9 protein-coding genes and 1 pseudogene are annotated in these 14,349 nt (G+C 51.0%); all 10 read right to left on the bottom strand.

Going from position 1 to position 14,349, the window contains the following annotated elements; all coding sequences use genetic code 11:
* Positions 1-31: 31 nt before the first annotated feature.
* The 10 genes and pseudogenes from SPTER_RS01570 to ilvD all read right to left on the bottom strand — a co-directional run bounded on the left by SPTER_RS01570 (position 32) and on the right by ilvD (position 14,345).
* Positions 32-1,336 (bottom strand): (Fe-S)-binding protein, encoded by a 1,305-nt coding sequence (locus SPTER_RS01570; RefSeq protein ID WP_144348750.1) that lies wholly within the window; start codon positions 1,334-1,336, stop codon positions 32-34.
* A gap of 15 nt (positions 1,337-1,351) precedes the next feature.
* On the bottom strand, positions 1,352-2,755 hold the full coding sequence (locus SPTER_RS01565; RefSeq protein ID WP_144348749.1) for an FAD-binding oxidoreductase: 1,404 nt from the start codon (positions 2,753-2,755) through the stop codon (positions 1,352-1,354).
* A gap of 212 nt (positions 2,756-2,967) precedes the next feature.
* Positions 2,968-4,836 carry a sigma 54-interacting transcriptional regulator gene (locus SPTER_RS01560; RefSeq protein ID WP_144348748.1) on the bottom strand — a complete coding sequence of 623 codons (1,869 nt, stop codon included), beginning with the start codon at positions 4,834-4,836 and terminating at the stop codon, positions 2,968-2,970.
* Between the two features lie 460 nt (positions 4,837-5,296).
* Positions 5,297-6,514, bottom strand: a complete 1,218-nt coding sequence (locus tag SPTER_RS01555; RefSeq protein ID WP_144352691.1) for an ABC transporter permease — start codon at positions 6,512-6,514, stop codon at positions 5,297-5,299.
* A 1-nt stretch (position 6,515) separates the two neighbouring features.
* The gene (locus tag SPTER_RS01550; RefSeq protein ID WP_144348747.1) at positions 6,516-7,199 is read right to left on the bottom strand and encodes an ABC transporter ATP-binding protein; all 684 of its coding nucleotides are present in this window, start codon (positions 7,197-7,199) and stop codon (positions 6,516-6,518) included.
* A 33-nt stretch (positions 7,200-7,232) separates the two neighbouring features.
* The gene (locus SPTER_RS01545; RefSeq protein WP_144348746.1) at positions 7,233-8,336 is read right to left on the bottom strand and encodes an efflux RND transporter periplasmic adaptor subunit; all 1,104 of its coding nucleotides are present in this window, start codon (positions 8,334-8,336) and stop codon (positions 7,233-7,235) included.
* A 21-nt stretch (positions 8,337-8,357) separates the two neighbouring features.
* Positions 8,358-9,626 carry a TolC family protein gene (locus SPTER_RS01540; RefSeq protein WP_144348745.1) on the bottom strand — a complete coding sequence of 423 codons (1,269 nt, stop codon included), beginning with the start codon at positions 9,624-9,626 and terminating at the stop codon, positions 8,358-8,360.
* A gap of 506 nt (positions 9,627-10,132) precedes the next feature.
* Positions 10,133-10,905 (bottom strand): annotated as a pseudogene (locus tag SPTER_RS25155) (SDR family NAD(P)-dependent oxidoreductase).
* Positions 10,906-10,981: 76 nt separating this feature from the next.
* Positions 10,982-12,310: an MFS transporter gene (locus SPTER_RS01525; RefSeq protein WP_144348742.1), complete on the bottom strand. Its 1,329-nt coding sequence runs from the start codon at positions 12,308-12,310 to the stop codon at positions 10,982-10,984.
* Between the two features lie 304 nt (positions 12,311-12,614).
* Complete coding sequence (ilvD, locus tag SPTER_RS01520) at positions 12,615-14,345, bottom strand: dihydroxy-acid dehydratase (RefSeq protein ID WP_144348741.1); 1,731 nt, start codon at positions 14,343-14,345, stop codon at positions 12,615-12,617.
* Between the last annotated feature and the right edge of the window lie 4 nt (positions 14,346-14,349).

Here is a 14,349-nt window from a genome sequence, read left to right as displayed (position 1 = left end):
TAACCCTCCATTATTTATATTGCTACAATCCTCAGGAGATACTTTTTTGGGTTTTGCCGCCGGCCTGCTTAGCGGCATAAGACTGGGCCAGCAGTTCAATGGTGTGCATTACATTGTGCTCCTGCCTATTTTGTACCAGGCCGTCAATCAGATGCATCCGGCAGGAACCACAGCCGGTAACAACCATATCGGCACCGGTTTGGGCGATGTCGGCTACTTTATTATCATTGATTCCCCGGGCTATATCATAGTAGCCAAGATTGAAACTTCCCCCTGATCCACAACAGCGTCCCGGTTCCTTCATCTCAGAAATCTTAACACCGGGAATCGCCGACAGCAACTGGCGGACCTGCTTGGTTACCCCCATACCTCTGGCCCCCAGATGACAGGGATCATGGATGGTGATATGGGCGTTAACTTCCCCTAAATCATTTTTGTTGATCGGCTTGACCTCAGTCAGATACTCGGCAATATCATAGGTTTTCCTGGCAATAACCGCCAGTTTTTTCAGATATACCGGATCATCGGTTAACAGCCGCTGATATTCATGGCGCCAGGCGCTGCCGCAGGAACCGCAGACCGTAATAACGGCATCTACTGTTACCTCGGAGAAGATATCAATATTATGCCTGGCCAGCAGGCGGCCGTCCTCAGCGTCCCCGGCGGTAAAGACCGGATAGCCGCAACAATGCTGCTTCTTCGGCAGGACAACCTCAATGTGATTGGCAACCAATACATCAATCGCCGCTTTACCTGAGCCGGTATAGATATAATTAGCCATACAGCCTGTGAAAAAGGCCACCCTTGCCTGGGGCTGATTGACCTTAATAACCTCCGGATATTGTTTGCGGAGTGATTTACCGGCAAAAGGCGGAATAACCCGGCGTCTGGCCAGTCCCGGCATCGGAAACCGGGAAATAGCGCCAAGCCGTTTTCCCGGCAGGCGTTTGATGCCAAAATCCTGGCCAAGCGAAGCCATACTCAGGCAAAAATCAAAGACTTTCCGGTTTTTCAGCACGGAAAACACGGCCTTCTTCACAGGGGAAAGACCTCTCTTTTGCGCCATAAGTTCACGTCCTGCCAGAATCAGCTCATCGGCAGCTACCCCGCTGGGACACTGGGAGCCACAGGTCTTGCACAATAAACACTTATTCAGCAGCCCCTGCAGTTCTTCCGCCGGCACTTCCTGGCCTTCAAGGAAACTCCGCAGCAGTGCCAGTTTACCTCGGGCAACGCCCGATTCTATGCTGATTTCCTGGAATACAGGACACACCGACCGGCATTGGCCGCAGCGCACACATTGGTTGACAAGCTTGCGTAAGGCATCCGCGTTCATATGTTTCACCTCCTTCTACAGCCCCATTTTACCGGGATTTAAAATATTCCGGGGATCAAGCGCCTTTTTGATTGTCCGCATGACAGCAAGGGCCGGACCATGTTCCCGCTCCATGTATTTGGCTCTGACAATACCGACGCCGTGCTCGCCGGTTACTGTGCCATTCAGGCGTAAGGCCATCTCATGGATTTCATCACCGACCTGTTGCACCCGTTCAATCTCTTCCGGGCTGTCCAGATCGATAACCGGCGCGGAGTGGAAATTGCCATCAGCCACATGACCATAGGTTACAATAATCGTATTATACTTTTCACCAATTTCCTGAATGCCTTCCAGCGCTGCGCCAACATTGGTTATCGGCACACAAATGTCTTCACCGATATATACCCTGGTAGCACCCGGCCGCACCCGGCCGCTGGCGGCGCCGACAACACTGCGGGCTTCCCACAGGGTTTTTACCTGCGACGGCTCATCCGTCCAGTTTACTTCGATAGCAATGGATTTACATACCTCGGCAATTTTCTGGGCCTGATACGTAACCCCCGGCGGCGGACCATCGACCTCAAAGAACAGTACAGCTGCAGCGTCTGTCGGCAACTTAATGGACGGTTTGTATAAAGTAGCGGCCTTAATCGCCGACTTATCAAGAATTTCAATGGCCGAGGGGACAATTTTATGGCGGAATACCTCGACAACCGCCTTACCGGCATCGCCCAGCTTAGCAAAAGAGGCCACGGCAATCCCCTTTTTCTCCGGCAACGGCATAATTTTCAAACGGGCCTTGGTAATAAGCCCCAGGGTGCCTTCGGCACCGACAAACAATTTGGTCAGTTCATAGCCGGAGGCAGTTTTGAGCGACCGGCAATTCATACCACCGGTAGTAATCACCTGACCGTCCGCCATCACCACTTCCAGCCCCAGAACGTACTCACGGGTCGTGCCATACTTCATGGCCCGCATCCCGCTGGCATTGTAGGAAATCATGCCGCCGATTGTTGCCATCTTGGTGCTGCCGGGATCAGGGGGGAAGGAAAACCCCAGTGCTGCCAGTTTCTGATTAAGCTCGGCGTGAACAACACCGGTCTCGACAATCACCTGCAGGTTGTCGGTATCGATCTCAACAATACGGTTAAGGGCCGACAGGTCAATCACCAGACCCCCGCCCGGAGCGACCGAACCGCCACATTGCCCGGTGCCTGCCCCTCTGGCAGTAACAGCGATAGTATGCTCATGGCAATACTTTAATACCGGAGAAACATCGGCTGCGTTTTTAGGTGTAAAGACAGCAGCAGGCATATACCTATGCAATTGGGAATCCAAAGAGGAATCATAGGCGTAACACATCAGGTCAGCCTGTTCGGTACAGATTCTGTCCTGCCCGGCAATTTTTATTAGTTGCTGAATATGACTTTGGTTCAAAGCAGTTACCTCCCGTTATAGTTAGAAAAGTCTTTCTTTATGCTTATTACGCAAATCTCATGCCAACTATTTGTTGGGCAGCAACTACGCTCAGTTACACCGTAAAACTATGATAAATTCTGAACATACACTGCTGGGCTCCCGGCAAACGCAGGTAATCAAAAGGGAAACTGTTTCAAATGAAACAGTTTCCCTTTTCACCAAGTGATACATTAATCCATATTCTTAAGCTTGCGCCATAAGGTCGCCCTGCCGATACCGAGCAATTCAGCGGCCTTTTGTTTATTGCCTCCGGTTTTAACTAAAGCCTCCCTGATAGCGGCCGCATCAACAGAACGCGCGGCTGGGCTTACTGCCTGAGCCGGCGGCTGGCGCAAGCGGTATTTTAAAACCCTTTTGACGTCACTTTCGGAAATAGTGGCATCGGCAGTTTGAGCCGACAGCCTGCCAATAATATTATGTAATTCACGAATATTTCCCGGCCAGTCATACTGCTGCAGCTGCTGCAAGCCCGCGGGGGCAATTCCCTCGACTGAGGTACGGTATTGGGCATTAAACTCAGCAATAAAAAGCTGCACAAACGCTTGGATATCCTCTTTGCGCTCCCGCAGCGCCGGAATCTCGACCGTCAGGACATCCAGCCGGTAATACAGGTCTTCCCGGAACCGCCCCTTCTGCACCATCTCATGCAAATCCCGGTTGGTAGCTGCAATCACGCGGATATCAATCGGTGTGACCCGTTCGTCTCCCAGCCGGTAGACTTCGTGTTCCTGTAATACCCGGAGCAGCCTGGCCTGCAGGTTTTCCGACATCTCCCCAATTTCATCTAAAAAAATCGTGCCGCCGTGAGCCTGTTCAAACAAACCGGTTTTCCCGCCTTTCTTAGCGCCGGTAAAAGCGCCCTCGGTATAACCGAACAGCTCGCTTTCCAAAATATTTTCCGGGATAGCAGCACAATTAACAACCACAAACGGACCGTTTTTCCGGCTGCTGGCCAGATGAATGGCATGAGCAAAATATTCTTTGCCGACCCCGGTCTCGCCTAAAACAAGTACAGTCGCGTCATACTTGGCAAAATGTTTGGCATCGGCAATGGCAGTAAGCATCGCCGGTGAGGCAGACTTAATATCAAAAAAATTGTATTTGGCTACCCGGCCCCGGCGCGCCAGTTCTTCTCTTGTTTTTCGCTCCACCGCTTGAAAATGCCGCAATTCCTGGAGGGTGGCCACACCGCCAATGACTTCGCCATTGGAAATAATCGACTGGTAATTGGCTACCACCTCCACCCCGGGGGCAAATTTTTCGATAACGCCAAATTGCCTGTCTCCGGCGGCCATACACTGGCGCAGCCTGGCAATCAGATTTTCCTTGGCGGCACTGTCGGCGCGGGCCAGGCTGAGTATCCGTTCGGCCTCGCTGTTTACGGCGGTAATGCCGGCTTCTTTATTTATCGCTAAAATGCCGTAATCAACGGAATTAATAATCGTCTCAATCTGCTGTACATTGGCATCCCGCAAGCGTTCCACCGCCAATAGGTGTCGGGCCGTCATAAAAGCACGGTTCAGGGCTTCCTGCCCTGAACTGATAACAATACCGCACAGCCCCCGGGCGGTGGCCTGCTGCCCTACGGCCTGATTGCCGACAATACACACCGCCCCGGCGGCGGCAGCCCGTTCAATCCCCAGGGTATAGTCCTGATAATTATCAATAATCACCTTCACGCTTTGCTCCGCGATACCAAGAATATCCTCAATACTGGCAGCACCCTCAACAATAGCACTGGAATCAACTATGGCTATCGGTTTGCCAGTTTGCCGGGCCTCAAGGTAAGCCCGCAGAATATCATAGCCGCTAAACTCAACCTCAACCAGCGGGATATGCGGCATTTTTTCCGAAATCATATAATGGGTAAACCCCCGGCTAACGAGCACCCGCGCGCCATTTTCCACGGCCGCCCGGGCCGCCTTAACCCCTTCCTGAAGGCGGGCGGCAACAATAGTAATATCATTCTGCCCGGCAGTCATCCTCACAGCCAAAGCGGCCGCCTCCCGGCTGGGGGAAATAAATACTATATCTGACATGTAACCATTCTCCTGCTGTTTCTAAATAACCCGGCTGGGCGGTTATGCATTATACCAATACCGGAAGCATTTTAATTTTCCCTATTATGACCAGGGCATGCATAGCGCTTACCTGATTATATCTCTATTTCGATTCCTGCTGCCGCTTTCCTCTAAATAAACCACCAATAGAAATTAATCCTAATGGTAGCCTCAACAGCAAATTATACCGAACTAAAGACAGACGTCAAGTTTACCCTTGGTGTCCTCGGTGAACTTCAGGGAGATATTGAGGAAATACCAGCGGGCACTGAGTATTTAGCCATGAACGCCAGCGATTTACTCCTCCGGACCGTGAGTAGACCTTAGCACACACACAAAGGCCGCCTTGAGACCTTTACAGGTTACCTCAAGGCGGCCTTTATCCATCAATTTTCAGGACTTGCTACCAAATTTTACAGACTGATTTCGGGGTTACTGCTTATTCATAGCGCAGGGCATCAATCGGATTTAACAGCGCTGCTTTGCGCGCCGGATACAAGCCAAAGAACAGACCGATACCTACGGAAAAGCCGAATGAAACCAGAATGGGCATGGATGTAATTACGGTATTCCAGCCGGCAAAAGAAGAGATTATATAGGAACTGCTTATACCCACGACGATACCGATGACACCGCCAATTACCCCGATAACAACTGCTTCTATCAGGAATTGCATCAGAATATTGGCATATCTGGCTCCCAGCGCTTTGCGGATGCCAATCTCACGCGTCCGCTCAGTCACCGATACAAGCATAATATTCATAATGCCGATACCGCCAACCAGCAGGGAAATGGCGGCAATGCTGCCAAGCAGCATAGTGATGGTGGCCGTTGTTTCCTGGGCTGTCGCCATTACACTGGCAAGATTGCGCACCGTGAAATCATCGGCTTTGTCACCGGTAATGCCGTGGCGTGACCGCAATAAAGTGGTTATCCCCTCCTGAACGTCATCGACAACCTCGGAACTGGCGGCCTGCACACTAATTGTCTGAACATAATCAATCCCCATCATGCGTTCCTGGGCTGTGGTTATGGGAATAATCACCATGTCATCCTGGTCCTGCCCCCCTGCAGACTGGCCTTTGCTTGCCAGTATCCCAATGACGGTGAAAGGAGCATTGCCAATACGCACCTGCTGCCCCACCGGGTTTATGCTGTTCACAAACAGGCTTTCGGCTACCGTCGAGCCAATGACGGCAACCCGGTTTCTGGTCTCAATATCGTCATTAGTAATAAAACTGCCGCTTTGCACACTTAAATTACGTACCTCCAGAAACTCCGGGGTTGTACCTTGTATACTCGTCGTCCAGTTCATATTGCCGGCAACAAGCTGATACTGCTTGCCCACACTGGGAGCTACAGCCCCGATGCCGGCAATCTCCCGGGACATGGCCTGGGCATCTTTCAGCGTCAGGGTGGTATTGGTCCCGGCTGCCTGCCTTACGCCGGAAGTGGAAGCTGCCCCCGGCGTAACAATGATCAGATTACTGCCCAGACTCGCGATTGAGTTTTGCACTTGATCCCGAACGCCCATGCCAATGGAAACCATGGCGATAACCGCACCAACCCCGATAATAATACCGAGCATGGTAAGGATTGAACGGAGTTTATTGGAGACTAATGCATCTAAGGCAATCTTTACGCTTTCCCAAAACACATTACTCATCCCTTTCTGTGTCCCGGACAATAAGCCCGTCGCGGACATGGATCACCCTTTTGGCATGGGCGGCAATATCAGGTTCGTGGGTTACGAGGATAATTGTCCGGCCGGTGTTGTTAAGTTTTTTAAATATTTCCATTACCTCAGTGCCGGACTTAGTATCTAAGGCGCCGGTCGGTTCATCAGCCATAATAATCGTTGGTTCATTAACCAGTGCCCTGGCGATGGCAACCCGTTGGCGCTGCCCCCCTGACAATTCGTTAGGCACATGATCCATTCTATTCTCCAACCCCACGGACGCCAGTGCTTCGGCTGCACGCCGTTTGCGTTCTTTTACCTCAACACCGGCATAAACAAGCGGCAAGGCAACATTATCGAGGGCTGTAATCCGTGGCAGCAGATTAAAGTTTTGAAAAACGAACCCGATTTTTTTATTGCGTGTCAAGGCCAGTTCGTCGTCCGTTAAGGTCGACACTTCCTGACCGTCAAGCATATAGGAACCACTGCTTGGGCGGTCAAGACAGCCCAGAATATTCATTAAGGTTGATTTACCAGAGCCCGAAGGACCCATAATAGCCGTAAATTCGCCGGCGCCAATCGTAAGCGTTACCCCCGCCAGGGCCGCGACCGGTGTATCACCCATCTGATAGATCTTTTTTACATCAGACAATGCTATTGTCATGTATTCGCCCCCTTGTGCAACCCCGCATCCATATTAGAACATCCGCCGGCCGCCGCCGACGCCCTGGCGTGATCCCTGTTGAGCGCCGCCTGCCTGGCTCTGTGTTTTAGGCTGGGCAACTACAACTTTATCGCCCTCATTAAGCCCGCTGGTAATCTCAACCCGGTCATCGCCGGTATTACCGGTAGTGATAGCAACATTGCCGGTTTGCCCGTTAGCACCGATAACAACAACATATTTACCTGTTTTATCTGTCCGTATGGCCGCAAGCGGCAGAGTCAGCACATTCTGGCTTTGGCTGATAGTGACAGATACCCTGGCCACCATCCCCGGGTTGAGCAGGTTTTCCGCATTATTAACATCGATTGTTACCGGATAATAAGTAACATTCTGGGACACGGTAGGTTTCCTGGAAATTGTAGTCACCGTACCGGTAAACTCTTTGCCCGGGTAAGCGTCAACCGTAAAAACAACCTGTTGGTCAAGCTGGATCTTCCCGATGTCTGTTTGATCAACATCTGCTGCAATCTGCATTGTGGACATATCGGCCACAGTCAGGATAACAGTGGGGTTATTAACCCCCTGGGCCACCAGCTCACCGGCGGAAAGCGGTTTACCGATAACAATGCCGTCAATGGGCGCAGCGATGACTGTATCATTTAATTTAGATATGACTTCAGTATAATTGGCCTTGGCAATATTATAATCCATGCTGGCATTATCAAGCGCTTCGTTGGACGAGCCGCCAATCGCATTGAGTCTGACTGTTCTTTGATATTTAACAGCAGCATTATCCAGTTTTTCTTTAGCCTGGGTAACCTGAGCCTGCAGACCCGTATCCTCTAAAACCACCAGCACCTGCCCGGTCGTTACCCGTTCATTTTCTTTAACCTTAACCTCTTTGATCTGGGCAGTAATTTTCGAGCTGATATCCACCATATTTACTGGTTGAATTGTGCCTGTTGCGGCGACAACGGAGCTGATATCACGCCGTTCCACCTGGACAGACGGCTGCGGCTCGGCAGATGTTGCCATACTTTTGCTATAAAAGTAATAACCGCCGGCCCCGGCAGCCGCCAGAACAAAAATACCAATCAACAAGCGTTTCTTATTTGCTTTCCACCACAGGTTCTGCATTCTTCTACCTCCACCACTTATCTACTCGGCCTCCAAGCCTATCGCTGTATCAAGACTGGCTCTATTTACGTTGTAATCATAAAGGGCCTGGACATGATTCGTCTTAGCCTGAGTAAGTGCCAGCTGCGCATCAAGAACATCCAGATTGGTGCCAACACCAGCCCGATAGGTTTCTTGGGCAATATACAAATCCTCGTTGGCTTTATTGGCAGCCACTTCGGTAGTTTGCAGACGTTTTTCCGCTTCTTTCATATTAAGGTAGCTTTGACGCACTTCCTGCTCGACAGCAACCTGGGTTTGCTCAGACTGCAATTTGGCTTTATTTAAGGAAGACTGGGCCTGATTAATCTTCGACTTGGTCACACCGGCATCAAAAATATTCCAGCTGGCCGAAGCCCCAACCGACCAGTTCTGATCATCATTAGGCAGCAGCGTATCATCCCAGCCGGTGGAAGCCGACACAGAAACAGACGGCCGCTTATTGCTTTCAGCAATTTTTATGCCTTTGGCAGCACTTTCAACACTTACCTTAGCCTGGGCAATCTCGGGACGGTTCTCCCTGGCCAGGGCAATCGCATCCGCCAATGTCCTGGTGTCAGCCTCATACTTAAGTTCACCTGCCAGCTGGATTTCCGTAGCAGCATCCATATTCATGGTATTAAGTAAACTTGATATGGCCAAAGCATATTGATTTTGCGCTTTTATCAGATTTTGTTCAGCGTTGGCAAGCTCCACTTCCGACCGCAGCACCTCCGACTTGGCTACAACCCCGGCTTCGTATTTGGCCTGCACGATGGTCAGGTGAGTTTGTAAATTACTTACACTCTCATCATTAACAGCCACCATATTCTTCGTTTCCAGGACACTGTAGTAACCGGTTGTTGCCTCTTGTTTTAATTGCTGTCTCGCTTTGATCACATCCAAATCGGCGGTCATAACGCCAAGCTTGGCCTGATCAATCTGGGCCTCTGTCTGACCGCCGCTATACAGCTGCCAGTTCATGTTTATGCTGTTGCTAAAACTATCTTTATCCTGGCTTTGGCCCTGATCCTGATAACTATAGCGACTGCCCAGGGAAACACTTGGTTTTTTACCGGCTTTAGCCGCATCAACCTCCCACACGGAACGCGCCCTGTCTTCGGCGGCAATCTGGATTGACGGGTTATTTTTCAGGGCAATTTCAACACTTTGTTCTAAAGAAAGTTCGACAGGAGCAGCCAAGACGAAAGTGTTCTGCAAAAAAAGTAAACCAGCGGTAATCAATGCAGCCTTATTTTTAAAGCATGGCATAATATTATTGCCTCCTAAGTATATTTAATCGTTGCAAACCGGCAGTAAAGATTCCAGGCAATGAATCCGCAAAGCCAAGCAGTCGGCAAAGGATGTTGCTGAATCCTGCCAGAATAAACTTTAAATATTATTCTAATCATTTTTTTTTTGAATTTCCTTAGATTTCATTCGTCTAAGCCAGGGGACACAGGCTAAAACAAAAAAAGTCCTACTAAGCATTATAACTTTTAGCTCTCATTAAATAAACATAAATATAAAACAAAACACTTGCTCCCGGCAAGTGCTTTGTTTTCATGGACCATTATTTTGAAATTATGGCTGCCGGCCGGCTAGGCCACGGTAATGCGGGGCTAACGGGCCGAGGCTGCCGTCAGTATCAATTTGCAGGGGATAGGCCGGTCCTGCATCTGCAAGGCGGCAATTTTTTGCCGCACTGTAATCATTCCGGGAAATGGCGTAGTCAGCAAATTACCAAATATCAGGCCTTCACCTTCTCCACTTAGTAATTACTCCCAGCAATCGCCAGGCATCTGAACGGCAAATTTCCCGCCGCTGATCTCCAGCTCTGTCCCGGTAACATAACTGGCGGCAGCAGAGGCCAGGAAAACAATACCGGCGGCAACCTCTTTCGCAGCCCCGGCCCGCCGGAGGGCGATCTGGCCGATTGTTTCCTCGCCCTGTTCAGCCAGACGCCTGGTGTTCATCTGCGTGTCGATTACCCCGGGGATATAGCCGTTGACCCGGATATGGCAGGGTGCCAGCTCGGCGGCCAGGGTCCGCGTCAGATTAGAAACAGCGGCCTTGGCGGCTCCGTAGGCGCCACTGCCGGCTGAGGAATGACAGCAGCATAGGAGGAAGCATTTAAAATGACCCCGCCACCGCCCTTAACCATATACTGAGCGGCCACCTGGGAACCAAGAAAAACTGATTTAAGATTAGTATTCAGCACCAGATCCCAGTCTTCCTCGGACATCTCAATCAGCCTGGCCCTGGCGGCAATCCCGGCATTATTGACCCATATGTCAATTTTACCGTAATGTTCATAGACTGCCTGCGCAAAGTCTCTGATCTCCTGCTGCCGGGAAACATCAGCCTGCTGAATATAAATCTCATAGCCCCTGGCAGCCATATTATTTTTAAGCTGGTCCAGTTTGTCCCGGCTGCGGCCACAGACCGCCACTTTACAGTTTTCCCGCAAAAAGGCCAGGACACAGGCTTCACCAATCCCCGCCGTCCCGCCTGTGATGACCGCTACTTTTCCTGCCAGGTTCAAGTCCATACTCCCAAACCTCCACTTTTAGTCTGTCGCTTCATAATGGAAAAGGCTGTGAGATTCCCCACAGCCCTTTCCGGATTTAAGCCTTGATTCCAGGTGATTTCAGAGATTCCGCCGCTGCTTCTTTTTTGGGGATTAACAGCACGGAGATCGTACCCAGGAGGGCAAAAGAGGCTAAGAAGTACATGCCAAAGTCGTTGGAACCGGACATGTCTTTCAGGAACCCGACCATATAGGGGCCGAAGAAACCACCCAGGTTGCCGACCGAGTTGATAATAGCGATGCCGACTGCGGCCGTAGCTTCCGACAAATACATATTCGGCAGCGACCAGAAGGTACCGACAAACGAGTAAATGGCAGCCTGACTTACACATAACAGCAGCATGGAAAAAATCAGATTATTGGTCAGGGTTAAACCGATTAGCCCGAAAAATGCCAGCCCGATCGGCAAAGCCGTATGATACCGGCGTTCCTGGGCGGCATCAGAACGTCTGGCAACATACACCATCGCGATAATAGCGCACATATAAGGGATTGTGGAGATCAGCCCAATACTTGACAGACTCATAGCCTGCGCCAGACCTTTCAGGATCTGCGGCATCCACATGCCCAGGCCATAGAGCGCCAGCACATAACAAAGATAGCAGAAGGACAGATGCCATACGCGGCTGTTTTTAAATACTTCCCACTTATTGGCGACCTTAACTTTCAATTGCTTGGCCACATGCTCGCGCTCCAGCTCGGCCAGCAGCCATTGCTTTTCCTCCGCCGTCAGGAACTTGGCCTGATCAGGCCGGTCCACCATGACAAACAGGGTGACAACACCAAGGATGACTGCCGGCAGGCCTTCCAGGATGAACATCCAGCGCCAGCCGGCCATCCCCATCCAGGTTACATTTTCCATGATCCAGGACGATATGGGACCAACGATGATATTGGCCAGCGCCATCCCGCACATAAACATCGACATGGTTTTGGCAAAATGTTTCGTCGGAAACCAGAAGGTAAAATACAGGATAATACAAGGATAAAACCCGGCTTCCGCGGCGCCAAGCAGCCCCCGGAGAATAGCAACATGGGTTGCATTCTGGGCCCAAGCCATGAAAACAGTCACCAGGCCCCAGCTGACAAGAATCCTGGCAATCCATTTCCGGGCGCCGACTTTGTGCATAATAACATTACTGGGAACCTCAAAAAAGAAATACGTTATGAAGAAAATGCCTGCCAGCATACCAAACATACTGGCACTGATCCCCAGGTCCTTGTTCATTTGCAGGGCGGCAAAACCGATATTAACCCGGTCCAGCATGGCCACAATATACAGCAGCATAACATAAGGGACAAGCTGCCACCGTATTTTGCTCATGAGCTGATTTTCGCGTTCTTCAGAAAATTTTACGGTTGTCAATCAACTACACCTCCATTTAATTTGCCTAACATTCGATTACTTCTGCAGATAGTGCGCTTAAATATTCCGTTTTTTCAATTCTGCGAATCTTTTAGTCATCAACCTCCTTCTGCAATTTCTTCAACAATTCTATCAATTCTATCAATTTTGCTTATTCCCTCCGGATTTTATTTACATCCATCATAAATATATTGCACATAACTAACCGGCATAGCTACGGCCAACGCTGACAGGTTGAGTACGCTGAGGGCAAGGCGCCAGGACAAGGGCCTTGCCTAATCCGCTAATTAATGCTTTATGCAGCTTAGATATCCAAACCTGCTCCCTCGGTACAGGTACGGGCCAATTTTTTATATAATTTAAGCAAAGGCGTGGCCTCTTTAACCGGGAAGACCTTGGTCTGCTTACGGGCTGCGAGAGCGGCCGACACCTCGGCCGGGGTTGCGGGTTTACCGTTCAGACCGACAATATCAAGCGTCCGGGCCGCCACATCCATTTTTATTATGTCATTATCTTCAAGGTAAGCAATCGGACCGCCTTCCATGCCTTCAGGCGCAATATGGCCTACTGCCGGTCCCCGGGTGGCCCCGGAAAAGCGGCCGTCAGTGAACAGCGCCACACTGCCGGACAGCTCCGGCATATTCCACAAGGCCTCTGTTGTTCTTAACATCTCCGGCATACCAGAGCCCTTAGGGCCTTCAAACCGGATAAAAACAGCGGTTTGAGGGCCAATTTTCCCGCCCAGCAGGTCGGCAACCGCCGCTTCTTCGGAATCGTAGACGCGCGCTGTGCCGGTAAAGTTGTGGATGGCCTCGTCAACCCCGGACAGCTTGATTACAGCTCCTGCCGACGCCAGATTGCCTTTGAGGACTTTAATATTTCCCTGCGGTTTCACCGGGTCTTGCCGGGTTTTTACAATATCGCCGGCCGACAATTTATAGTTAGTCAGATAGCTGTTCACTTCCCCAAACCAGCCTGTCGCTTCCAGCTGCTCAAGGTTTTCCCCGACCGTCCTGCCGGTCACCGTCATGGCATCAAGATACAGCAAATCTTTGAGCTCCCGCATGATGGCCGGCACGCCGCCGGCATACCAGAACAGGTCAGTCGGCCAGTGCCCGCCTGTTTTCAGGCTGACCAGCACCGGGATTTCCCGGTTGATTGCGTCAAATTCCTGCTGCTCAATGGCAATCCCGACCTCACGGGCAATCGCCGGCAAGTGCAGCAGCGCGTTGGTTGATCCCCCCAAAGCGGCATGGACCATTAAGGCATTGACAAAATTCTTTTTGCTGATAAACTGCCGGGGAATCACGGCCTTGTTCACGTTTTCCGTAATCTGCCGTCCCGCCCGGCGGGCAAACCGGGTCAGATGGGTGGTATAGGCCGCCGCCAGGGCATTGCCTGGCAATGCCCGGCCCAGCGCCTCCGACATACACTGCATGGTGCTGGCCGTGCCGATAAACTGGCAGGCCCCGGCACTGGGACAGCAGTTCCGGGAATAATACAGCAGCTCCTGTTCGCTAAGCTCGCCTTGGGCATATTTATCCCCGGCCCCATACAGAATCTCTGATGACATATAATTCGGGCCGCTGAGCATTGAACCGCCACAGACATGCAGTGTCGGCATGTCCAGACGGAGCATGGTCATCAATTGGGCCGGTACCGATTTATCGCAGGAGGACATAAATATACTGCCGTCATAAGGTGATGCCAGGGCATGAATCTCAAACATAAAGGACATAATCTCCCGGCTGGCCAGCGAGTAGTTCATGCCGTCATGGGCCATGGCAATACCGTCACAAATATCGGTAACGGCATACACTGCCGGTTTGCCCTGCGATTCATATACACCAATCTTGGCTTCCTCCGCAAGCCCGCCTAAATGACTACTGCCCGGATGACTGTCACCATGAACGGTATCAATCAGAATCTGCATCTTGCCAAGATCCGCGTCATCCCATTGCATACCGGCCCTGAGACCGTCTCCCTGGTAATTCACTGTCCGTAAATACTGACTGCGACTGCAACCACAGCTCATTAGT

It is taken from the genome of Sporomusa termitida (genome assembly GCF_007641255.1).
GTDB lineage: Bacteria > Bacillota > Negativicutes > Sporomusales > Sporomusaceae > Sporomusa > Sporomusa termitida.
The sequence above is the reverse complement of the archived record's forward strand: the minus strand, read 5'-3'. Positions and strand labels throughout refer to the sequence as shown.

Bases quoted from the DNA above. Each gene is read 5' to 3' on its own strand.
- SPTER_RS01540 (WP_144348745.1), bottom strand. From the start codon at position 9,626: ATGCCATGCTTTAAAAATAAGGCTGCATTGATTACCGCTGGTTTACTT.
- SPTER_RS01570 (WP_144348750.1), bottom strand. From the start codon at position 1,336: ATGAACGCGGATGCCTTACGCAAGCTTGTCAACCAATGTGTGCGCTGC.
- ilvD (WP_144348741.1), bottom strand. From the start codon at position 14,345: ATGAGCTGTGGTTGCAGTCGCAGTCAGTATTTACGGACAGTGAATTAC.
- SPTER_RS01545 (WP_144348746.1), bottom strand. From the start codon at position 8,336: ATGCAGAACCTGTGGTGGAAAGCAAATAAGAAACGCTTGTTGATTGGT.
- SPTER_RS01560 (WP_144348748.1), bottom strand. From the start codon at position 4,836: ATGTCAGATATAGTATTTATTTCCCCCAGCCGGGAGGCGGCCGCTTTG.
- SPTER_RS01550 (WP_144348747.1), bottom strand. From the start codon at position 7,199: ATGACAATAGCATTGTCTGATGTAAAAAAGATCTATCAGATGGGTGAT.